The 20,473-nt window shown below is 60.6% G+C and carries 22 protein-coding genes; 13 read left to right on the forward strand and 9 right to left on the reverse strand.

All coding sequences use genetic code 11. The features are described from left to right. The first annotated feature begins 19 nt into the window (after positions 1-19). From BXA01_RS22930 to BXA01_RS22945, 4 genes are all read left to right on the forward strand, one after another. The gene (locus BXA01_RS22930) at positions 20-382 is read left to right on the forward strand and encodes a GtrA family protein (RefSeq protein WP_076566420.1); all 363 of its coding nucleotides are present in this window, start codon (positions 20-22) and stop codon (positions 380-382) included. After that, positions 379-2,484: a DUF6311 domain-containing protein gene (locus BXA01_RS22935; RefSeq protein WP_076566422.1), complete on the forward strand. Its 2,106-nt coding sequence runs from the start codon at positions 379-381 to the stop codon at positions 2,482-2,484. The genes BXA01_RS22930 and BXA01_RS22935 overlap by 4 nt, the downstream gene beginning before the upstream one ends. Before the next feature lie 89 nt (positions 2,485-2,573). After that, complete coding sequence (locus BXA01_RS22940; protein ID WP_076566424.1) at positions 2,574-3,494, forward strand: LysR substrate-binding domain-containing protein; 921 nt, start codon at positions 2,574-2,576, stop codon at positions 3,492-3,494. A gap of 165 nt (positions 3,495-3,659) precedes the next feature. Continuing rightward, positions 3,660-4,025, forward strand: a complete 366-nt coding sequence (locus tag BXA01_RS22945) for a 5-carboxymethyl-2-hydroxymuconate Delta-isomerase (RefSeq protein ID WP_041478855.1) — start codon at positions 3,660-3,662, stop codon at positions 4,023-4,025. Positions 4,026-4,028: 3 nt separating this feature from the next. Here the strand turns inward: BXA01_RS22945 and BXA01_RS22950 are convergent, their stop codons facing one another. Together BXA01_RS22950 and BXA01_RS22955 are read right to left on the reverse strand one after the other, a co-directional pair. Next, complete coding sequence (locus tag BXA01_RS22950) at positions 4,029-4,964, reverse strand: LysR family transcriptional regulator (RefSeq protein WP_076566426.1); 936 nt, start codon at positions 4,962-4,964, stop codon at positions 4,029-4,031. Between the two features lie 177 nt (positions 4,965-5,141). Then, entirely contained in the window at positions 5,142-6,314 is a 1,173-nt protein-coding gene (locus BXA01_RS22955) for a cyanate transporter (protein WP_076566428.1), read from the reverse strand. 403 nt (positions 6,315-6,717) lie between these two features. Here BXA01_RS22955 and BXA01_RS22960 point away from each other — a divergent pair, with 403 nt between their 5' ends. The 5 genes from BXA01_RS22960 (at position 6,718) to BXA01_RS22980 (ending at position 11,696) form a co-directional block, all read left to right on the forward strand. Next, entirely contained in the window at positions 6,718-8,367 is a 1,650-nt protein-coding gene (locus BXA01_RS22960; protein WP_076566430.1) for a phosphoethanolamine transferase, read from the forward strand. A 163-nt stretch (positions 8,368-8,530) separates the two neighbouring features. Further along, positions 8,531-9,664, forward strand: coding sequence for a ribonuclease D (gene rnd, locus BXA01_RS22965; RefSeq protein ID WP_071174688.1), 1,134 nt, complete (start codon positions 8,531-8,533; stop codon positions 9,662-9,664). After that, positions 9,661-9,954, forward strand: a complete 294-nt coding sequence (locus tag BXA01_RS22970) for a YcgL domain-containing protein (protein ID WP_041478850.1) — start codon at positions 9,661-9,663, stop codon at positions 9,952-9,954. Before rnd ends, BXA01_RS22970 begins: the two co-directional genes overlap by 4 nt. Positions 9,955-10,059: 105 nt before the next feature. Next, positions 10,060-10,992, forward strand: coding sequence for a D-2-hydroxyacid dehydrogenase (locus tag BXA01_RS22975; protein WP_076566432.1), 933 nt, complete (start codon positions 10,060-10,062; stop codon positions 10,990-10,992). Between the two features lie 254 nt (positions 10,993-11,246). Beyond that, positions 11,247-11,696, forward strand: coding sequence for a YcgN family cysteine cluster protein (locus BXA01_RS22980; RefSeq protein WP_076566434.1), 450 nt, complete (start codon positions 11,247-11,249; stop codon positions 11,694-11,696). Between the two features lie 112 nt (positions 11,697-11,808). Here the strand turns inward: BXA01_RS22980 and BXA01_RS22985 are convergent, their stop codons facing one another. The 4 genes from BXA01_RS22985 to BXA01_RS23000 all read right to left on the reverse strand — a co-directional run bounded on the left by BXA01_RS22985 (position 11,809) and on the right by BXA01_RS23000 (position 14,016). Next, entirely contained in the window at positions 11,809-12,186 is a 378-nt protein-coding gene (locus BXA01_RS22985; protein WP_076566436.1) for a YgaP family membrane protein, read from the reverse strand. Positions 12,187-12,267: 81 nt separating this feature from the next. Beyond that, positions 12,268-12,738 (reverse strand): RNA methyltransferase, encoded by a 471-nt coding sequence (locus BXA01_RS22990; RefSeq protein WP_007911337.1) that lies wholly within the window; start codon positions 12,736-12,738, stop codon positions 12,268-12,270. Positions 12,739-12,908: 170 nt separating this feature from the next. Next, positions 12,909-13,280, reverse strand: coding sequence for a YajD family HNH nuclease (locus BXA01_RS22995; protein WP_003222612.1), 372 nt, complete (start codon positions 13,278-13,280; stop codon positions 12,909-12,911). A gap of 49 nt (positions 13,281-13,329) precedes the next feature. After that, complete coding sequence (locus BXA01_RS23000) at positions 13,330-14,016, reverse strand: spermidine synthase (protein ID WP_076566438.1); 687 nt, start codon at positions 14,014-14,016, stop codon at positions 13,330-13,332. An 80-nt stretch (positions 14,017-14,096) separates the two neighbouring features. Here BXA01_RS23000 and BXA01_RS23005 point away from each other — a divergent pair, with 80 nt between their 5' ends. Then, positions 14,097-14,381, forward strand: coding sequence for a hypothetical protein (locus BXA01_RS23005; RefSeq protein WP_016771228.1), 285 nt, complete (start codon positions 14,097-14,099; stop codon positions 14,379-14,381). Here BXA01_RS23005 and BXA01_RS23010 read toward each other — a convergent pair. Beyond that, entirely contained in the window at positions 14,378-14,851 is a 474-nt protein-coding gene (locus tag BXA01_RS23010) for a cyclic nucleotide-binding domain-containing protein (protein WP_016771227.1), read from the reverse strand. The genes BXA01_RS23005 and BXA01_RS23010 overlap by 4 nt on opposite strands. Positions 14,852-15,089: 238 nt before the next feature. Then, a complete protein-coding gene (locus tag BXA01_RS23015; RefSeq protein WP_076566440.1) occupies positions 15,090-17,144 on the reverse strand; it encodes a S9 family peptidase in 2,055 nt (684 codons plus the stop codon). 236 nt (positions 17,145-17,380) lie between these two features. On the opposite strand from BXA01_RS23015, the gene BXA01_RS23020 reads away from it, so the two are divergent. From BXA01_RS23020 to BXA01_RS23030, 3 genes are read left to right on the forward strand one after another with little or no spacing between them, the layout of a single operon-like run. Next, on the forward strand, positions 17,381-17,878 hold the full coding sequence (locus BXA01_RS23020) for an MFS transporter (protein WP_076566442.1): 498 nt from the start codon (positions 17,381-17,383) through the stop codon (positions 17,876-17,878). Between the two features lie 15 nt (positions 17,879-17,893). Beyond that, positions 17,894-18,670, forward strand: a complete 777-nt coding sequence (locus tag BXA01_RS23025) for a class II glutamine amidotransferase (RefSeq protein ID WP_039760955.1) — start codon at positions 17,894-17,896, stop codon at positions 18,668-18,670. Between the two features lie 12 nt (positions 18,671-18,682). Next, positions 18,683-19,225: a DUF2937 family protein gene (locus tag BXA01_RS23030; protein WP_016771223.1), complete on the forward strand. Its 543-nt coding sequence runs from the start codon at positions 18,683-18,685 to the stop codon at positions 19,223-19,225. A gap of 285 nt (positions 19,226-19,510) precedes the next feature. Here the strand turns inward: BXA01_RS23030 and BXA01_RS23035 are convergent, their stop codons facing one another. Continuing rightward, positions 19,511-20,425, reverse strand: coding sequence for a LysR family transcriptional regulator (locus BXA01_RS23035; protein ID WP_076566444.1), 915 nt, complete (start codon positions 20,423-20,425; stop codon positions 19,511-19,513). Between the last annotated feature and the right edge of the window lie 48 nt (positions 20,426-20,473).

Below are 20,473 nucleotides of genomic sequence, written 5' to 3' on the forward strand. Positions count from 1 at the left end.
CGATAGTGATCGTTCAGCGATGGTTCGCCGTGGTCTGCGCTTTGCCCTGACCGGGCTGTTCGTCACTGCGCTGCATGCGCTGGTGGCTGTGCTGTTCATCCGCTTCATCGCGCCCGAACCGCCGCTGGCCAATGGTTTCGCCTTTGCCATGGCGACCGTTGTGTCGTATGTGATCAATACCACCTGGAGCTTTTCAGCTCGCCTGCACGGGCGCACGTTACTGCGCTTTGTGTCGGTCTCGGCGGGCGGTTTTCTATTGGCGATGGCGGTTGCCTGGGCGGCGCAAATGGCTGGGTTGCATTATTTGCTCGGAATCGGCGCCGTGGCCCTGACGGTGCCGGCATTTACTTTCGTTTTGCATAATTTCTGGACGTATCGATGAAGCTTTGCTCAACCTCTCGGGCCGCTGCGCTGTTGCCTGTGCTGCTAGGCATTCTGGCGTTTTTTATCGTGGTCGGCCCTCGGGCGTTGAACCCGATGAACATTGCCTGGCTGGGCGACGGCGACCCGGCCACCCACTACCAGGGTTGGGTATTTTTCCGGCACTCGCCATGGAGCTTTCCGCTGGGGCTCAATCCGTCTTACGGACTGGAGTTGTCCAACGGCTTGATCTTTTCCGATTCCAATCCTCTGTTCGCCTTTTTGTTCAAGCCGTTCTCGGCGCTGTTGCCGGAGCCGTTTCAGTATTTCGGACTGTGGTTACTGACCTGCTTCATTCTGCAGAGCTGGTTTGCCTGGAAACTGCTCGGCCTGGTGACCCGCGACGCGGTTGTGCGGTTGCTCGGCACCGGGCTGTTTTTATTCGTTCCGGCCATGCTGATCCGCATGAGCGTGCACCTGTCCCTGGGCGGGCATTTCATGTTGCTGGCTGCGCTTTATCTTGCGCTGCGGCCCTTCACGCCCAAGCGCTCTCTGGCCTGGGGAACGTTGCTGGCGGCGGCCGCGCTGATCCACGCCTATTTGCTGGCGATGATTGCGCTGATCTGGCTCGCCGATCTCGCAGCGCACACCCTGCGGCGACATTTGGCGCCGCGCAAAGCTGGGGCCGAACTGATCGGACTGTTTTTGCTGGTGAGTCTGTGCTGCTGGCAGGCGGGCTACTTCAGCGTCGGCGACGACGGCCTGGCACTGATGGGATACGGTCTGTTCCGCGCCAATGTGCTGAGCTTTTTCGACCCGGGAACCTGGTCGTTTGCCCTGCGCGACATGCCCGGTGTGTTGGGCGACGGTGACGGTTTTGCTTTCCTTGGTTTGGGTGTGGTGTTCCTGTTCATCTGCGCCTTCGCGGCATGGCTGCAACGCGGCACGGATGTTCACCTCAAGCCACGTCGCTACCCTCTGCTGTTGCTCGCGCTGGCAGGCCTGGCGCTGTTTGCGTTTTCCAACAACATCGGTGTCGGCCCATTCGAATTGCATATTCCGCTGCCGGATGCGGTGGTGGCAGTGGCGACAATTTTTCGCGGGTCGGGGCGGATGATCTGGCCGGTCATGTACATGGCGATTTTCGCCATCCTGTACGTGGTGATTCGCGGCCATACTTCGCGCACGGCGCGGGTTCTGCTGAGCATTGCCCTGTTGCTGCAAGTGGCGGATACGCGTTCCGGCTGGGGAGAGTCGCGCAATCTGTTCATGGCCGCGCCGGCGCCACAATGGCCGACGCCGCTGGTTGATCCGTTCTGGGATCAGGCAGCCCGCCATTATCAGGCGGTGCGCTGGCTGCGCCCGGAGAATTATCCGGAGCAGTGGCGAACGCTGGCCGAGTATGCGGGACGCCATCATCTGCCGACCAATGCGGTCTATCTCGGCCGCATGAGTACCAAGGCCACCGAGGCGGCCCAGGCTGTGGCCGACCAGATGGTCAGCTCTGGTCAATACGCCGCCGATACGCTGTATGTGCTCGATAGCCGCACTGTGCTGCCGGCCGCGCTGACTCTCAATCGCGAGACTGACGTACTCGCCAGAATCGACGGTTTGAACGTGCTGGCACCCGGCTGGAAGCGTTGCGCCGATTGCCCGCCCATCGTGGCCGCTGATCCCCTCACGCTGATCTCGCCACTCAAGACGAACGAGCGCGTGACCTTCGACGTTACCAGCCTGGCGACGTTCTTCCTCGGCAGCGGATGGTCGAAAAGCGAACCGTGGGGCACGTGGTCCGAGGGCAGTGAGTCGCAAATCATTCTGCGGCCCGAGTCCCCGGTGAGATCATTTGTGCTGGAAGCCAACGCTTTGATTGCGCCGTCGCATCCCGAACAGGGGCTGGAGATTAGCGTCAACGATGTGCCGGTGCTCTCCACCCGCTTGCTCAAGACCGAAGCGAACGTTGTCGCCGTTGACCTGCCAGCTGAAGTCCAGCAGCGCATTGAGCGTGAAGGCGTGCTGGTGATTCGTTTCCAGCACGCCGATGCCGTCAGCCCGAGAGCGCTGGGCATGGGACTCGATCCGCGCAAACTGGCCATTGGCATTCTGGCGTTGACGCTTCATTGACCCTTCAGTGACTGTTCGGCGCAGCGGCCCATAGACGCGGTTCTTGGGCCTTTCTACACTGCCGCTATTCCGGGGAGCAGGGGCAAAGGATGAACCGCAATGAACTACGCAAGGCCGACATCAACTTGATGGTGGTGTTTGAGACCCTGATGCTCGAACGCAACGTGACCCGCGCGGCGGAGAAACTGTTCCTCGGCCAGCCGACCATCAGCTCGGCGCTCAATCGTTTGCGCACGATGCTTAACGATCCGCTGTTCATCCGCGTCGGTCATCGTATGGAACCGACGGCTCGTGCCGAAGACATTTACCGCCATCTCAAACCGGCACTGGATTCACTCTCGGCGGCGCTGAGCCTGACCCGTGATTTCGACCCCGCCACCAGCACCATGACCTTTCGCATCGGCCTGTCCGACGACGTCGAATTCGGCCTGCTGCCGCCGCTGTTGCGCGCGTTGCGCCAAGAGGCGCCGAGCGTGGTGTTCGTGGTGCAACATGTCGATTACTGGCGCATTCCCGATCTGCTCGCTGCCGGCGATATCACCGTCGGCATCAGCCAGACCCGTGGCCTGCCGGCCAACGCCAAACGCAAACTGCTGCGGCATATCCAGCCGAGCATCCTGCGCGCCGATGCCTCTGCTACACCGCTGACTCTCGACGAATATTGCGCTCGCCCGCATGTGCTGGTGTCACACACGGCCAATGTCAGCGGTTACGCCGATGAGTGGCTGGCGGAACTGGGGCGCACGCGGCAGGTGGTGTTGTCGGTACCGCAATACAGCGCATTGCCGGCGTTGCTGGCCGGCACCGATCTGATCGCCAGCCTGCCGGATTACACCGCAGCGGCGATGGCGGCGTCCGGGGCGCTGTTCCAGGAACCGTTTCCGTTCAAGACGCCAACACTGGACCTGTCGATGGTCTGGCTCAGCCACGTCGACAGCGACCCTGCCGAACGCTGGCTGCGCTCGCGGCTCGAAGCGTTCATGAGTGAACGGCCGCTTATTTCGTCCTGACAAGCACCACACAACCCTGTGGGAGCGAGCCTGCTCGCGAAGCCGTTCGGCAGGCGCAGATGTGCAACCTGAAAGGACGCTTTCGCGAGCAGGCTCGCTCCCACAAATGACGCTGTGTGATTGTGGTATATGTACGCCCCCGCATCCGCCGACTGGAGATCCGCAATGCCACACCTGCACATGGAATACACCGCCAACTTGACGCAGTTGAACGCTGACATCGCCCTGATCCGGCTCAACAACACGCTGGTCGGTTCCGGTCAGTTCGGCGCGGAGTTCGATATCAAGAGCCGCGCGATCAAGATCGACAACTTCAAGGTCGGCACGGCGCAGGGCGAGCGCGCCTTCGTCCATGTGAAACTGGCCTTGCTCAGCGGGCGCTCGGCGGAGATCAAGAAGCAGCTCTCGCAAAGCCTGTTGGCGGTGTTGCAGGAACTCTGCGAATGGCCGGCCGGGCTCGAAGTCCAGCTGTGCGTCGAACTGCTCGACATCGATCGCGAGTCCTACAGCAAAGCCGCGATCGGCATCTGACGCTCAGGCGTTTTCCAGCTCGCTGCACATCTCAATCACCTGCTCGCGCAGCCAGACGTTGGCGCTGTCCTGATCGGCGTTCTGGCTCCACTGCATGTCGAGGGTGAAGCCCGGCAAGCCATTGGGCGCCTCGCAGTGGTTGAATACCGCGTCGTTGGTCAGCAGGCGTTGGATACGTCGGGGCAGGGTGAGGATGAAGTCGGTGCCGGTGATCATCTTCAATGCGGCGCTGTAGCTGTTCGATCGGGCCACTATCTGGCGCTTTTGCGCTTGCCGCGCCAGCCAGCCGTCGACCATGTTGGTGCTTGATGTCCATGGCGTCGGGAACACATGCCGACGTTCGGTGAATGCTTGCAGGCTCAGGCGCGGCTCCAGTGGCGTGGCGCGTTTGTCGAAGACGCAGACCAGGTCATCTTCAAGCAACATCCGGGATTTCAGATCCGCATGCTGGCGGTGAAAGTGCGGGCCGAAACTGATCACCAGATCAAGGCTGCCGTCGCGCAACTCTTCGGCCGGCACGTCGGTTTCAAACTTGTGCATGTTGACCATTACCGGCAAGTCATCGAAGTCGAAGCGCTTCAACAGTCGCGGCAGAATCAATTGCTCGAAGTATTCCGGGGCGCAAATGTTGAAAGTCACCGCCTGCCGGCTCGGGTCGAAGGCCGGGGCACCGGCGTGGCAGAGGTTGATGCTTTCGAGGATTTTCTGCACATGGCCGTACATGCTGCAGGCCTTGTAGGTCGGGCGCATGCCGGTGCGGGTGTTGATGAACAGTTCGTCTTCGAAACTGGTGCGCAGTTTCTTCAGGCAATAACTGACGGTGGACTGGCTGACGAACAGGGTTTCCGAGACATCGGTGACACTGCTCTGCTCGTACACGGCGACGAATACCATCAAGTCCTGCATGTCGAGCTTGCGAAGCAAATTACTGTTCAGCATGAGTTCCGTCTCGCTGTGCCCCCTTGCGCAGAATTCGCGCAAACGTGTGCGTACGATCCTAACGGAACGATGGTGCCAGGAGAAACCCTTGTAGGACATTTCACGGACACATGTGGGACAGAAACTTTTAGCAACACGACGTTGCCAATCTCGTGCGCAAAAGATGGCCAGAGGCCTCTAGCCCGGGCGAGGCAAGTAGCGCGCGTAGTGGCGAGGGTCGAAGCGCATCACCATCAGCAGCATGATCACCATCACCGCCGTCAACGCCCACCATGCGCCTTCGAAATTGCCCAGCCGATCGCGAATCATCCCTGCCAACAGCGGCGAGAGGCCGGCGATCAGATAACCGATCCCCTGCACAAACGCGGTCAGGCCACCGGCGCGCTGCGGCTCGTCGCAGTGATCCAATGCAACGATCAGGCTCATCGGAAACAGACCGCCAATCCCCAGCCCCAACAGACACGGCCATAACAAGGCCAGAGTTATCGGAGCGAGAATCAGCCCGCAGAAACCGCCGATGATCAGCAACAGCAGAACCGCCAATATCCCACGCCGGTCACGGCTGCGATTGGCGATCGCCGGCACTACCAGCCCGGAAATGACCTCCATCGCTGTAAGAAAACCCAACATCAGCCCGGCGTTCTGTTCACTCCAGCCTTTTTCCACGTAGTACGGGGCGAGCCAGGCGAGGACACAAGTGTAGGACGCCGTACCGAGGCCAAAGAAAATCGCCAGCAACCAGGCGCGACGGCGCGTGATGAAAGACTCCCGCCGGGTCACTGTCGATATGGCTTGCGCGGGCTGCAAGCACCAGACCAGCATCGCGACCAGTGCCAACGCCGCCCAGATGGCCAGCCCCACGCGCCAACTGCCGGCCTGTACCATCACCAGCGGCGCGAACGATGCGGCAATCGCGGCGCCGCCCATGATCGAAGTCACGTAGATGCCCATGCACAACGCCACGTTGTCAGCAAAGCGCGATTTAATCAGCGCCGGCATCAATGCCTGAATCAGGGCTATGCCAATGCCGGCCAGTATCGCGCTGACGATCAGCTCGGTCGCCGAATCGATAAACAGCCGTGACAGGCTCGCCAGCCCGATGATCAACAGCGACAGCAGCACCGTGCGTCGTTCGCCCAGGCGCCGGCTGATGCTCAGGCCGAAAAACATCGCCAGCCCCATGGCCATCACCGGCAGCATCGTCAGCAAAGAGGCAAGCGTGTAGCTCAACGGTATATCGCCACGAATCGCCGACAGCAGCGGCCCGATGGCTGCCATTGAGGGGCGCAGATTAAGTGCGACAAGAATGATCGCGAGTATCAGCCAAGCGGCGGGGCGGGAGTGATTCATCAGCGGGCCTTTGAGTGCAGAGGCTGATGATTAGGCGTGGCGTCGCCGGCGTCGGCAAATCAGAAAACCCCGGGCCAGACCTAAAAACTCGATAACACCCCTGTCCCGATGTGGGAGCGAGCCTGCTCGCGAATGCGTTCCTCCAGACAAACAATTATTTGCTGACATTGCGCTTTCGCGAGCAGGCTCGCTCCCACAGAGGACATTGCGAAGTGCCTGAAACTGAATAAAACCTGAACCATTCTCAAATACTCGCAAACTTTCACGTTCGTACTCCGAGGCAACTAATCATTAGCATCTTTTTCACGAAAAATTGATCCATGGCTGCCTAAAGTTTGGCATGCCTCGGTGAATGAAATTTTCACAATCGACGAGGCTCTTCTTTCAGGAACAGTCACTCATCATGTTGAAGTTAAAAGCCGTGCGCCCGGAATGGGTGACGTTGTTTGCCAGCGCCTTTTTATTGCTCGGTTTCAATCTGGTGCTTTGGCAACATCTGTTCGAGATCACCGCCGCCGATGGCAAGGGCATCGCCATGCGCGTGGCGTTCGGCGTGATGATCTTTGCCGCGTTCAACATAGTCCTGACGTTATTCGCTTTCCGGCCACTGCTTAAACCACTGTTGACCCTGTTGTTTTTAGTCAGCGCCGGCGTGGCTTATTTCATGAGCCAATATGGCGTGATGATCGATGCCGGCATGTTGCGCAACTTTGCCGAGACCAACGTCACGGAAGTGCGCGATCTGCTCTCGTTGAAGTTGTTTGCTTATATTCTCTTGCTGGGTGTCCTGCCGTGTTTGTTGTTGTGGAAAGTTCCGGTCAGTTATCGGCGCTGGCATCGCGAGTTGTTCAGCAAAGTTATTGTCAGTGTTGCCTCGGCGGCGGTGATCGGTGTTGTCGCACTGGCCAACTACCAAGGCTTATCGTCACTGTTTCGCAATCACCACGAAATTCGCCTGATGCTGGTGCCGAGCAATTACATCGGCGCATCCATTGGTTATCTGCAAGAGCAAGTGGTCTCGGCGCAGCAGCCGTTCATCAAGATCGGCGAAGATGCCCAGCGCAACCCCGACTTGCAGCTACAGCCACGCAAATCCCTCACGGTGCTGGTGGTGGGGGAGAGTGCGCGGGCGCAGAACTTCGGCATTCTCGGTTATGACCGCGACACCACCCCGCAACTGGACAAAGAGGCTGGCCTGATCGCTTTTACTGACGTGCATTCCTGCGGCACGGAAACCGCAGTCTCGGTACCGTGCATGTTCTCCAACATGGGCCGCAAGGATTACAACGCCAGCAAGGCCAAGAATGAAGAAGGCTTGCTCGATGTGCTCAAGCGTGCCGGCATCGATGTGATCTGGCGCGATAACCAGTCCGGCTGCAAAGGCACTTGCGACCGCGTCACGGTGCAGGATGTCAGCAAGTTGCAAGACCCTGCGTTGTGCGCCAACAGCGAATGTCGCGATGAAATTCTCCTGCAAGGTCTGCAAAGTTTCATCGATCATCTGGACAAGGACACCGTGCTGGTTCTGCACCAGATGGGCAGTCATGGCCCGGACTACTTCAAGCGTTATCCCAAGGAGTTCGAACACTTCACTCCGGTCTGTGAAAGTAACGCGCTGAACAATTGCAGCCGCGAAAGTATCGTCAACGGCTACGACAACACGCTGGTCTACACCGACCATGTGCTTTCGAGCCTGATCGATGTGCTGCGCAGCAATCAGGACAAAGTCGACACCGCCATGCTTTATCTGTCGGATCACGGTGAATCGCTGGGCGAGTACAACCTGTTTCTGCACGGCACGCCGTACATGCTGGCGCCCGAGCAACAGAAGCATGTAGCGATGCTGGCGTGGTTCTCCGACAGCTATCAGAAGGCCTATTCGGTCGACACCCATTGCCTGCAACTGAGCCGCGACAAACCGCTGAGCCAGGACAATCTGTTCCACTCGATGCTCGGCCTGCTGGAAGTGCGCAGCAGCGTCTATCAGCCGGCGCTGGACATGTTCGCCGGTTGTCGCGGCTCAGTGATCGACGGCGTGTTGGCCAAGCAGTGAAGCGTTCCCTGCCCGTCGCACCAATGCGACGGGCCTTTCTGTTTCTGCTGTCAGACTATTCTTGCTGACAGGCAAGACATTTCCTTACAGCTCTTGCCCTTCAAAGGCGCGTAAATCGTCGGTGGCGATATATACTGCGCGCCATTCTTCAAGGGAGAGCCGTGTGGCTATCGATATTCACTGGATTCGCGACAACGAAAGCCTCGCGCAGTTTTGCGCCGAGTGGCAGCAGCTGCCGTTCGTTGCCCTCGACACCGAATTCATGCGGGTCGACACCTTCTACCCGATTGCCGGCCTGTTGCAGATCGGCGACGGCAAACGCGCCTACCTGATCGACCCGCTGACCATCAACGCCTGGCAACCGCTGGCCGCGTTGCTGGAGAACCCGGCGGTGCTGAAAGTCCTGCACGCCTGCAGCGAAGACCTCGAAGTGCTGTTGCGCCTGACCGGCAGCCTGCCGGCGCCGTTGTTCGACACGCAACTGGCCGCCGCTTACCTGAACCTCGGCTTCTCGATGGGCTATTCGCGTCTGGTGCAGGAAGTGCTCGGCATCGACCTGCCCAAGGGCGAAACCCGCTCCGACTGGTTGCAGCGCCCGCTGTCCGAAACCCAGATCAGCTACGCCGCCGAAGACGCGGTACATCTGGCCGAGGTGTTCGTCGAGTTACGCCCCAAGCTGTCCGCCGACAAGTTCGCCTGGGTGCTGGAGGATGGCGCCGAACTGGTCGCCAACCTGCGCCGCGAGACCGATCCGTACGAGGTCTATCGCGAGGCGAAACTGGCCTGGAAGCTGTCCCGTGCGCAACTGGCCGTGCTGCGTGAGCTGTGCGCCTGGCGCGAAAAAGAAGCCCGCGCCCGCGACCTGCCGCGCAACCGCATCGTCCGGGAACACTCGCTGTGGCCCTTGGCCCGCACCCAGCCGGATAACCTCGCGGCGCTGGGCAAGATCGAAGACATGCACCCGCGTACCGTACGTCAGGACGGTCAGTTTCTGCTTGATCTGATCAAACGCTCTGGCAGTGTGGGGCCAGATCAATGGCCGCCGGCAGTGCCGGAGCCGTTGCCGATCGAAGCCGCTGCGCTGATCAAGCAACTGCGCGCGCTGGGTCAGGCCGAGGCCGAACGCCTGGGTATTGCCCCGGAACTGATGCTGCGCAAGAAAACCCTCGAAGCCCTGGTCAAAAGCGGCTTCCCCGAGGGGCCTTACCAATTGCCCGATTCGCTGCGTGGCTGGCGCCGCGAATTGCTCGGCCAGAAGCTGCTCGACAGCCTGGCCACCGCCGGAGAACAGCCTTGAAACGTATTTGCTCCATCTACCAAAGCTCCAAGCGCAGCGGCATGTATCTCTACGTGCTCAAGAGCGATGCGCTCGAGCGCGTGCCGGAAGCGCTGATGACGGCTTTCGGCAAAGCGAAGCATTCCTTCGATCTGGTGCTGTCGCCGGAGCGCAAGCTGGCCAGCGAAGACATCACCGTGGTTCTGGAAAACCTCGACAAGCAGGGCTATCACCTGCAAATGCCACCGGCCGAGGACGAGTACATCGAACACTTGCCCGAAGAGTTGCTGCGACGCAACGACCCGGTCTGACCCGCGAGGCCCTGTCCTGGGCCTCGGTTAACCCTGGAACTGTTTTTACCGCGATGGCCGGCCCGAATCCGGCGGCTGTCTGCACGGTTTGCGAAAGGTTTGAAGATGCGCGTTCTGATTGCCGAACACGACTACGCGATATACGCCCGCCTGCTGCGTCAGGCACTGCCCGAGCTTGAAGTCCTGACCAGCGGCGACTCCGCCGAACTGGCGCGGCAGGCCGCCGATTGCCCGGTGTGGCTGGGCCAGCCGGATCTGCTCGCGACCCTGCTGCGCCAGGGCCATCAACCGCAATGGCTGCAATCGACCTGGGCCGGCATCACGCCGCTGCTCGCCGACGGCCTGCGCCGCGACTATCGCCTGACCCGCGCCGTGGGGATTTTCGGTCAGGTCATGGCCGAATATGTTTTGACCTACATCCTCGGCCACGAGCGCGAAGTGCTGGCGCGGCTGGTCAGCCAGGTCGAGCGCAAGTGGGACAACCGCAGCGGCCAGAGTCTGGTAGGGCGCAAGGTGCTGATCGTCGGCACCGGTGACATCGGCCAGAGCGTTGCGCAGTTTCTGCGGCCGTTCGGCGTCGAGCTGTACGGCATCGCCAGCAGTGCCCGCGAACAGGCGCCATTTGTCGAAGTCGGCGCGCTGGCCGATCTTCCGCGATTGGTGGGCGAGGTGGACTACGTGGTCAATCTGCTGCCGAATACCGAACACACCCACGATATCTACGACGCTGCGCTGTTCAAGCAATTCAAACCGACCGGACTGTTCATCAACGCCGGGCGTGGCGTCGCAGTGGTCGATGCCGATCTGGTTGAAGCTTTGAAGGAAGGGCATCTGGCCGGCGCGGTGATCGACGTCTGCCGTCAGGAACCATTGCCGCAACGCCATCCGTTCTGGACCGCGTGGGGCTTGCTCCTGACCGGGCACAGTTCGGCACCGACCTCGCCGGCGCTGATGGTGGATTTGTTTGTGCAGAACCTGAAAGCGTATGAGGCGGGTGAAGCGTTGCGTGGCGAGGTGGATTTCACCCGCGGTTACTGACTCTCCACCGATTTCACTGTGGGAGCGAGCCTGCTCGCGAAGAGGGCGTGTCAGTCGACAACAGGGTGTCTGACACAGCGCTTTCACGAGCAGGCTCGCTGCCACATTGGTTTCAAGGCATAGCCGCCAGTTTGCTCAGCGGGCGACGCTGGCGCTGACAAGCGGATTTACCGACAGTCGCCAGCGCTTGGCCCCCGCACCCGCTGGCACTAGACTGGCGGCCTTTTCACCACCTTGATGTTGATGCTTGAGCCATGGCCGCCATAGTCGAACCGTTCTGGAAACGCAAAACCCTCGATCAACTCGATCACGAGGAATGGGAATCGCTGTGCGACGGCTGCGGTCTGTGCTGCCTGCAAAAGCTCGAGGATGAAGAAGACAACAGCGTCTATTACACGCGCATCGCCTGCAGACTGCTGGATCTGAAAACCTGCCAGTGCAGCGATTATCCGAACCGGATCAAGTTTGTCCCTGACTGCATTCAGCTCACGCCGGGTCAGGCGGAAGAATTCAAGTGGCTACCGCCGACCTGTGGTTATCGTCTGGTCAGCGAGGGCAAGGATCTGCCGTTATGGCATCACCTGGTGTGTGGCGACCGCGACGCGGTGCACCATGAGCGGATTTCCCAGTCCGGGCGCATGCTCGCCGAAGGCAGCGTGCCGGAAGATGACTGGGAAGATCATCTGATTTTTCGCGCGGGCTGAAATTTTCTCGCTTCAGGTATATCGCAATCGCTGGCAAGCCAGCTCCCACAGGTTTTTCTGTGGGAGCTGGCTTGCCAGCGAAGAGGCCATCAGCGGCGCTGAAAATCCCGGATCAGACGCCGGCCTTCGGCGAGACCAGCGAATCATTGCCGGTGACGGTGGCTGTTTCAGTGGCCACTTCGGCATTGGTCTTCAACTTGCTCAGTTCTTCTCCGGCGCGTTCGATCTTCGCCCGCACGTTGTTCATGTCCTGACGACCTTTTTCCAACAGGCTTTTCGCCGAGCAGTGCCCGGTAATGCCACGGGCCACGGCCATGCCGCCGAGCGCCACTTGCAGCAGGCCGAACACGCCGCCACGGCGCAGGCCCTTGCCGACCATCAGCACGCCGCCGGTCAACGAGCCGACGCGCTCCCAGCCATGCACATTCTTGTGCGAAGGCGACTGGAACGGGGTGGATTCGATGCGTTCAACGCGTTTGAGCTCGCTCATGGTCTATCTCCAGGCAGGGTGCGATTGATAGATAAGCTGACTGCCATGGCGGTCAGCTTGTTCCATCGAATGTACGACGCTTCAGCGGAATTTCGGCCCGGAGCGGGTGTTCAGGCCTTTGGCCATGCGGTCGTAGAGCACGACGTTGACCGTGGCGGCGAGGTTCATGCAGCCGGTGGTCGGGATGTACACGACGTCTTCGCACCAGTCGCGAATCTCCTTATCCAGCGAACCGTCTTCCGGGCCGAAGATGTACAGGGCGCGGTCGGGGTGGGTGTATTCCGGCAGCGGCCGGGCGCCTTCGACCAGTTCTACCGCGACGGGCACGCAGTTGAGCGGGAGGATTTTTTTCAGGTCGTCGATGCCGATCAGCGGGATGTCGTAGTGCACGCGTTTGGTGTCGGTGACGAAGTCGGCGGCGCGTTCATAACGCTTGCCGGTGTAGAACACCGACGCCACGCCGTAACAGCCTGCGGCGCGCATCACCGAACCGACGTTCTCCGGTGATTTTGGGTTATACAAACCAATGCAGCTGTACCGTTTGTCTGCCACGAGCGGGGTGCCTTCGAGAAAAAGAGCGCGATTATACGGGGATTGGGGGAGGGCGGGCAGATTCGAGACTTGTGGTGTCTGGCCGGCCGCTTTCGCGAGCAGGCTCGCTCCCACATCCCCTGTGGGAGCGAGCCTGCTCGCGAAAGGGCCAGCTCAGGCGATGAAGATCTTCAATCTTCTTTTTTCATCAGACCAGCCAGGGCCGCAAACGGATTATGCGTGGCCTTGGCGATCTTCGGTGTGCTCAGCGAGCCGTCGCCGAAATACTGCTGATCGGTGTAACGCGAGTGCTCGTTGTCGTGGCAATACAGGCACAACAGCTCCCAGTTCGAGCCGTCCTGCGGGTTGTTGTCGTGGTTGTGGTCGCGGTGGTGCACGGTCAGTTCGCTCAGGCGCTTGCCGGAAAACTCACGGGCGCAGCGGCCGCAAACGTGCGGGTACATCTTCAGGGCCTTGTCGCGGTAGCCCATTTCCTTGTCGCGCTGGTTGTCGGCGAGGATGCGGTCCAGCTTCGACGTGTTGGTGGGGGTGGACGAACTCATGGGTTCACCTTTGCAGAAAGACTGATGACGGTTATGCGCAGAGTTTAGCTCAGCCCTTGAGCTTCTCGGCAATCCAGATCGTGTGACGGGTGCCCTTGTTGCCGTGGGCGAAGACCTGGACTTCTTCGGCCTTGAAGCCGGCCTTCTTCAATTTGTCGGAAAACTGTCGGTCGGCGCTGGCCGACCACACCGCGAGCACGCCTTTGGGGCGCAGGGCCTTGGCGCAGGCATTCAGACCCGCGGCGGAGTACAGCCAGCTGTTGGCCTTCTGGGTCAGGCCTTCAGGGCCGTTGTCGACGTCGAGCATGATCGCATCGAAACCGTTCGGCTCGCTTTGCAGGACCTTGGCCACATCTTCCTGACGGATCACCGTGCGCGGGTCGAGCAATGGCCGACCGGATTTCTCCCCGAGCGGGCCGCGATTCCACTCGACCACGCCGGGCACCAGCTCAGCGACCACCACTTCGGCGGACTTGCCCAGATGCTTGAGTGCCGAGGCGAGGGTGAAACCCATGCCCAGGCCGCCGATCAACACCCGCGAATTCGACCGGCCGGCGACCTTGCGGCAGGGGATTTCCGCCAGTGCGTCCTCGGAACCGTGCATGCGCGTGTTCATCAACTGTCCGCCGTCGCCGCCCTGAATCTTGATGACGAAATCCTCGCCATACTCGAACAGGCACAGGGCACCGCCGTTTTCAGGGATCGGGGTGGTGTCGAGCAGAACGAAACGTTTCATGGAAATCTCTACAAGGGGGAAGGCAAGCAGGCGCGTTGGGAGTAGCCTGAGCACAGACTAGAGGCCAAACGGAGCCCTTGATGAAGCGCACCATTCTAACGGTCATTACCCTGGCCGCGCTCGCGATTACTGCAGTGCAGGCCCAGCAGAGCGTTCCGGTCAGCCCGACGCCGCAACCCGGTTCGCCCGGCACCGCGACGCCGACGCCGTATCCGCAGATCACGCCGATCACCCTGCCCAAGTCGGGCGCCGGCAGCGGCAGCCCGCCGCTGGTACCGATCGAAATGCCCAGCCCGCCGAGCAAGGATCAACCGGTGCCGGGCATCGAGCCGAACGGCAACAAGGTCAAATCCCCCGGCGGCTAAACCTGTTGCGCGGCGAGTTGGCCGTCGGCCATGCGCAGGCGTTTGGACAGCGAGACGGCGAGGGCGCGGATGATTTTTGCGGCGATTTTTGGTGCGTCGTTGAGCATTTTTTCCAGCGAGTCCTTGCCCAGGTTGAGCAACTGACAGTTGCTCGCCGCGATACACGTGGCCGAACGACGTTCGCCATCAAGCACGGCCATTTCACCGAAGGCCCGGCCGCTGCGCAGGGTGGCCATGGTGATGACCTGGCCGTCAGCGCCGGTTTTCTGCACGGCGACCTGGCCGGTGTGGATGATGCACATGAAACTGCCGGCATCGCCCTCGCGAAAAATCGCCTCGCCTTCAGCCACGGTACTGATGCTGAAATAGCCGGAAGCGGCCGCGAAGTCGGCCAGCTGCAATTGATCGAACAGGCCACAGTCCATCAGCCAGTCACGGATTTCGTTGTTCAGAAAGGTCGGTTCAGACATGTCGATGCGGTCTTTATTGTTTTCACATTTCAAGGCTATACACGGATCCCGTAGGAACGGGCTTTTGTGGCGAGGGGATTTATCCCCGCTCGGCTGCGCAGCAGTCGCAAGTCCTGCCAACTCGGTGCTTCAGAAATACTGAGTTTGCAGGTTTTGGGGCCGCTTCGCAGCCCAACGGGGATAAATCCCCTCGCCACAATGGGTCTGGAATTAAGACCCAAGTGACCGACGGAGTTCCTCAGGCCAGGCCCAAAACCTTGAACACAAATGCATATTCGAGCGCTACGTCACGTAATCCCTGATAGCGCCCGCTCATGCCGCCATGCCCGGCGCCCAGTTCGGTCTTGAGCAGCAGCACGTTGTCATCGGTCTTGGTTGCGCGCAATTTCGCCACCCACTTGGCCGCTTCCCAGTACTGCACGCGGCTGTCGTTGTAGCCGGCGATCACCAGCAGTGGCGGATAAGCCTGCGCTGTGACGTTTTCGTACGGCGCGTAAGCCTTGATCCGATCATAGACGTCCGGTTCTTCCGGGTTGCCCCATTCGTCGTATTCGGTGACGGTCAGCGGCAGCTCGGGGTCGAGCATGGTGTTGAGCACGTCGACGAACGGCACTTCGGCAATCGCCACGCCGAACAGGTCCGGGCGCTGATTGAGTACCGCGCCGATCAGCAGGCCACCGGCGCTGCCGCCGCTGATCGCCAGTTTTTCCGCCGTGGTGATGCCGTTGAGGATCAGAAACTCAGCGCAAGCGATGAAGTCGCTGAAGGTGTTGTGTTTGTGTTCCTGCTTGCCGGCGCGATACCAGGCTTCGCCCAGCTCGCCGCCGCCGCGTACGTGGGCAATGGCGAAGGCCATGCCGCGATCGAGCAGACTCAGGCGGGCGTGAGAAAACCACGGATCGAGGCTGGAGCCGTAAGCGCCATAACCATACAGATACAGCGGCACCGGTTTACCGACCATCTCGCGCTTCATCACCAGACTGATCGGCACCTGCGTACCGTCCGGGGCGGTCGCCCACAGGCGTTGGCTGACATAGGCGTCGGCATCAAATTGGCCGAGTACCGGGGTTTCCTTGAGCACCGTTTGTTCGCTGCTGGCAAGAATCAACTGGCGCACTTGGGCCGGGCGATTCAACGCTTCGTAGCGCAAGCGAATGCGATCGCTCTCGAATTCCAGGCTGTTTTGCACATGCAGACTGTAGGCCGCATCGGGCAACTGCACGCGATACGACGCCTGGTCCTGCGGGTGAACCTCAATGATCGGCAGGCCACCTTCGCGCAGGCTCAAGGTCATCGCCTCTGCGTTGAGGCTGACGCCGTCGAGCATCACGTCATCGTTGTGCGGGATCAGGTTCTGCCAGTCGGCCTCGCTTGGCGGCACGCCAGTGTCCGGGGCCTGATACAGAGCGAAGTTGATGCCGTCGCGGTTGGTGCGGATAAACCAGGTCCAGACGCCATCGAGCAGGCCGTGGTCGACGTCGTATTCGTGATCTTCGACCCGTGGCGCCAGGCAGCTGAATGGCAGATGTGGCTGATTGGCGTCCAGCGCCCAGACTTCACTGGTGGTCTTGCTGCCCAGCGACAGCAGCAATTGCTGTTCGGAGCTGGCGCGGTAGCAATGCAGGAAGAACCGCCCGTCCGGCTCGTGAAAAACCTCTTCGGCGGCAGTGCCGTCGAGGCGATAGCGGAACAGTTTATGCGGGCGATGGGTGTCGTCGAGCACACCGAAAAACAGGGTCAGGCTGTCGTTGGCCCAGGTCATGCTGCCGTCGCAGTCCTCGAATTCCAGTTCGCTGACCTTGTCGTTGGACAGCTCCTTGACGAACAGCGTGTAGATCTCGTCGCCCGAAGCATCGACGCTGTATGCCAGGCGTTGGTGATCGGGGCTGATGCTGAAAGCTCCGAGGGAGAAGAAACCGCCGTTGGCCAGCGCATTCGGGTCGAGCAGCAATTGTTCGCGGCTTTCATCGAGGGTCAGGCTGTCGTCCGCCGGACGCGGGCAGCGGTAGTGCCGCGCGTATTCGTCACCGGCGGTGGTGCGCGTGTAATACAGGTAGGGTCCCCAAGGCGAGGGCAGTGACAGATCAGTCTCGAGAATCCGGCCCTTGATCTCATTGAACAGGCTTTCACGCAGCTCGGCCTGATCGGCGGTTTGCGCTTCCTGATAAGCGTTTTCAGCCTTGAGGTAGTCGAGCACCGCGTCGGTGTCGCGCTCCTGCAGCCAGGCATACGGGTCGGCGCCGGGCGCCCGCTGGGCAATCGGGGCAGTCATGACATTGGCGGATTCGGGCATGGAAGGCTCTCGGACAATATTCGGAATTGGGTTGTTCGCAGGGCTTGAAAGCGCCGCAGCCCTTGTGGGCGCGAGCCTGCTCGCGAAAGCGGTGTGTCAGACATAGCTGTTGCAACTGACAGTCCGTATTCGCGAGCAGGCTCGCTCCCACAGGGGCGGCTGCTGGCCGTCTGGTATTGGGACAAGCCGCATGGGCGAAAAGTCGTTACTATAAGCGCCTATTTGCCTGCCTTGCCATGGACACCATGACCGAGAACGACTATCTGATCGCCTGGGGCCTTTACGCCTTTGCCGCCGTGGGCTGCCTGCTGGTATGGATGCGCCTGACCACCTGGATGTGGCGCTGGCTGCGCGAGCCGCTGCGTGTGCTGATGGCGGTGTTGCTGTTCAGCCCGACCATCGTCGATCCGGTGAAGGCCAAAGTAGCACCGGCCATCGCCATCACCGCCCTGGACATGCTGTTCAAGGTCGGCAACAACGCCTGGCGCGCGGTTTCCGATCTTTTCATGTACGGCATGATCGCCTTCGGGGTGTATCTGGTTTTCGTCTTGATCCGCCTGCCGATCGAGCGTGCCTCGGCAGCACGGCGTGAACGCACCGAGGCCGCCAAGGCCGCCGCCCGTGCCGAGGAGCGCGACGACGATCAGCCATTCGGTGGCGCCGGTGACGACCGCTACGGCCGCCCGCCAGTACCGAACAATCCGCAGCGCATGCGGGTCGAGCCGCGTCTGTAACCCGAGAGTCCGCACATGTGTGAATTATTGGGCATGAGTGCCAACGTGCCGACCGACATCGTGTTCAGCTTCACCGGCCTGATGCAGCGCGGCGGCCGCACCGGCCCGCACCGCGACGGCTGGGGCATCGCCTTCTATGAAGGGCGGGGCCTTCGGCTGTTTCAGGATCCGGCAGCGAGCAGCGAGTCGGAAGTTGCCAACCTGGTGCAGCGTTATCCGATCAAGAGCGAAGTGGTCATCGGCCACATCCGCCAGGCCAACGTCGGCAAGGTCTGCCTGTCCAACACCCACCCGTTCGTCCGCGAACTGTGGGGGCGCAACTGGTGTTTCGCGCACAACGGCCAGCTCGCCGACTTCATTCCAATCAAAAGCTTCTACCGCCCGGTCGGCGATACCGACAGCGAAGCGGCATTCTGCGATCTGCTCAACCGTGTGCGCGCGGCGTTTCCGGAACCGGTCGATATCGAAGTGCTGCTGCCGGATCTGGTCGCAGCGTGCGCCGAATATCGCAGCAAAGGCGTGTTCAATTGCCTGCTCAGCGACGGTGACTGGCTGTTCTGTTATTGCTCGACCAAACTGGCTCAGATCACCCGACGCGCCCCGTTCGGCCCGGCGCGGCTCAAGGATGTCGATGTAATCGTCGACTTCCAGGCCGAAACCACGCCCAACGACGTGGTCACGGTGATTGCCACCGAGCCTTTGACCGAAAACGAAACCTGGACCCGCTACGAACCGGGCCAATGGAGCCTGTGGCGACGCGGCGAATGCGTCAGCCAGGGCAAGACCGAATAAGGATTTGCACCCATGTTGCTCAGTTATCTACGGCTGGTGTTGTTTGCGGCGGGCCTGTTGATCGGTGTCCAGGTGCCGGGGTTCATCAACGATTACGCGCAACGTGTCGAAGCACACCTGATCGAAGCGCAGACCGGTCTGCGTGGTTTCCAGGGCACGGCCGATCAGTTTTTCAAAGGCGATATGCAGGCGCTGGTCGCGCATTACCGGGCCAGCGAAGACCCGATTTTCCGCAGCGATGCTGACAGCCTTAACACTTTGCTCACCCGCCAGGTCGCGCTGGATAAGCAGTTCCAGGCGATGCAAGGCCCTTGGTATGTGCGTTTCCTGCAAGTGGTGCTGGCCGCCGATCCGGATATTCGCAAGGAAACCTGGAACGGCTACAGCTACCAGATTTTGCTGACGCCAGAGGCGATGATCTGGGGCATGAGCGGCGCATTGCTGCTGTCGTTCGGCATCGAATGCCTGTTCCGCCTGATTGACTGGGTCGTCCTCGGCGGCCGCCGCCTGCGCCAGAGCCGACCGATCGAAGATCGCGACGTGCGCGGTTTGTAAGACTTGCTCAATCCTCTCTGGCAAGAGAGGCCTTATGGCATGGGGGATTCTGTGGCGAGTGGGCTCTGTGGTGAATGGGCTATGGGGGGAGTGGGCTCTGGGGTGAGTGGGTTTTGTGGTGAATGAGTTCTGTGGTGAGTGGGTTCTGTGGTGAATGAGTTCTGTGGCGAGGGGATTTATCCCCGTTGGGCTGCGCAGCAGCCCCAAAACCTGCACTGAAAGACCGCGTTGGCCGCAATCACGACTGCTGCGCAGCCGAGCGGGGATAAATCCCCTCGCCACTGATCATTCAGTAAGGGTGATGTAGTCCTTGCCCACCTTGTGCGCATACCCCGCTAGCACCTGCTGACACAACGTCACGATCTCTTCGACCCACTCAACCCCGACCCGCCACGACACCACCACCGGCAGATTCGCCGGCCGCTGCTCGATGTCGAGCACGATCAATTCGCCGCGCGCCAGCTCCTCGGTCACCAGCACCGGCGGCAGCGCGCCGATACCGAAGCCATCGCGCAACAACCGGGTGATCGCCGACACCGAGTTCACGCAATTCAAGCGTGGCGCCATAACGCCGCTGGCCTGCATCAGCGCGACGATATCCTGATGCGGTCGTGAGTTTTTCGAGTAGGTGATGATCCGCTCCTGCGCCAGTTCGGCGAGGTCGGCGTAGTCACGGTTGTGGATCGAATTGCTGGCGACGATCCAGCCCAGCGGATGACTGGCCAGCTCTAGGCTGCGCACGCTTTCGTGACGGACCAGATCGGTTTGCAGGACCAGATCAAGGAAGCCTTTTTGCAGTTGATCGCAGAGGTTCAGCGCGGTATCCGCGACCAATTCGATTTCCACCCGTGGGTACAGATCGGTCATCTGCGCCACCAGCGGGCTAAGCCAGGTATGAATCACTGTGTCCATCACGCCGATACGCACCCGCCCGACCTTGCTCGAACGGGTCTCGATCGACTGCTTCAGCGCCGCCATGGTGTCGAGCATCTGCTCGGCATAGTCGAGCACTTTCAGGCCTTCCGGGGTCAGGCTGACGCCGCGTGAATCGCGCAAAAACAGCTTTACGCCCAGCTCGCCTTCGAGCACCGCAATGCGGCTGGAAATCGATGCCTGGGTGGTGAACAGCTTGTCAGCGGTCAGGCGAAAACTCTTCAGGCGCGCGACCCAGACAAAGGTCTCGAGAAACTTCAGATTCATGGGCAAGGCTCGGCTGACAAATTTTTCTTATGCCTAAGGCGGGTTTTT

The organism is Pseudomonas sp. B10, from assembly GCF_900156235.1.
Taxonomy (GTDB): Bacteria; Pseudomonadota; Gammaproteobacteria; order Pseudomonadales; family Pseudomonadaceae; genus Aquipseudomonas; species Aquipseudomonas siliginis.

Excerpts from the sequence above, each read along its gene's own strand:
- BXA01_RS22930 (WP_076566420.1), top strand. The coding sequence starts at position 20 with ATGGTTCGCCGTGGTCTGCGCTTTGCCCTGACCGGGCTGTTCGTCACT.
- BXA01_RS22935 (WP_076566422.1), top strand. The coding sequence starts at position 379 with ATGAAGCTTTGCTCAACCTCTCGGGCCGCTGCGCTGTTGCCTGTGCTG.
- BXA01_RS22940 (WP_076566424.1), top strand. The coding sequence starts at position 2,574 with ATGAACCGCAATGAACTACGCAAGGCCGACATCAACTTGATGGTGGTG.
- BXA01_RS22945 (WP_041478855.1), top strand. The coding sequence starts at position 3,660 with ATGCCACACCTGCACATGGAATACACCGCCAACTTGACGCAGTTGAAC.
- BXA01_RS22950 (WP_076566426.1), bottom strand. The coding sequence starts at position 4,964 with ATGCTGAACAGTAATTTGCTTCGCAAGCTCGACATGCAGGACTTGATG.
- BXA01_RS22955 (WP_076566428.1), bottom strand. The coding sequence starts at position 6,314 with ATGAATCACTCCCGCCCCGCCGCTTGGCTGATACTCGCGATCATTCTT.
- BXA01_RS22960 (WP_076566430.1), top strand. The coding sequence starts at position 6,718 with ATGTTGAAGTTAAAAGCCGTGCGCCCGGAATGGGTGACGTTGTTTGCC.
- BXA01_RS22975 (WP_076566432.1), top strand. The coding sequence starts at position 10,060 with ATGCGCGTTCTGATTGCCGAACACGACTACGCGATATACGCCCGCCTG.
- BXA01_RS22980 (WP_076566434.1), top strand. The coding sequence starts at position 11,247 with ATGGCCGCCATAGTCGAACCGTTCTGGAAACGCAAAACCCTCGATCAA.
- BXA01_RS22985 (WP_076566436.1), bottom strand. The coding sequence starts at position 12,186 with ATGAGCGAGCTCAAACGCGTTGAACGCATCGAATCCACCCCGTTCCAG.
- BXA01_RS22995 (WP_003222612.1), bottom strand. The coding sequence starts at position 13,280 with ATGAGTTCGTCCACCCCCACCAACACGTCGAAGCTGGACCGCATCCTC.
- BXA01_RS23000 (WP_076566438.1), bottom strand. The coding sequence starts at position 14,016 with ATGAAACGTTTCGTTCTGCTCGACACCACCCCGATCCCTGAAAACGGC.
- BXA01_RS23005 (WP_016771228.1), top strand. The coding sequence starts at position 14,097 with ATGAAGCGCACCATTCTAACGGTCATTACCCTGGCCGCGCTCGCGATT.
- BXA01_RS23010 (WP_016771227.1), bottom strand. The coding sequence starts at position 14,851 with ATGTCTGAACCGACCTTTCTGAACAACGAAATCCGTGACTGGCTGATG.
- BXA01_RS23015 (WP_076566440.1), bottom strand. The coding sequence starts at position 17,144 with ATGCCCGAATCCGCCAATGTCATGACTGCCCCGATTGCCCAGCGGGCG.
- BXA01_RS23020 (WP_076566442.1), top strand. The coding sequence starts at position 17,381 with ATGGACACCATGACCGAGAACGACTATCTGATCGCCTGGGGCCTTTAC.
- BXA01_RS23025 (WP_039760955.1), top strand. The coding sequence starts at position 17,894 with ATGTGTGAATTATTGGGCATGAGTGCCAACGTGCCGACCGACATCGTG.
- BXA01_RS23030 (WP_016771223.1), top strand. The coding sequence starts at position 18,683 with ATGTTGCTCAGTTATCTACGGCTGGTGTTGTTTGCGGCGGGCCTGTTG.
- BXA01_RS23035 (WP_076566444.1), bottom strand. The coding sequence starts at position 20,425 with ATGAATCTGAAGTTTCTCGAGACCTTTGTCTGGGTCGCGCGCCTGAAG.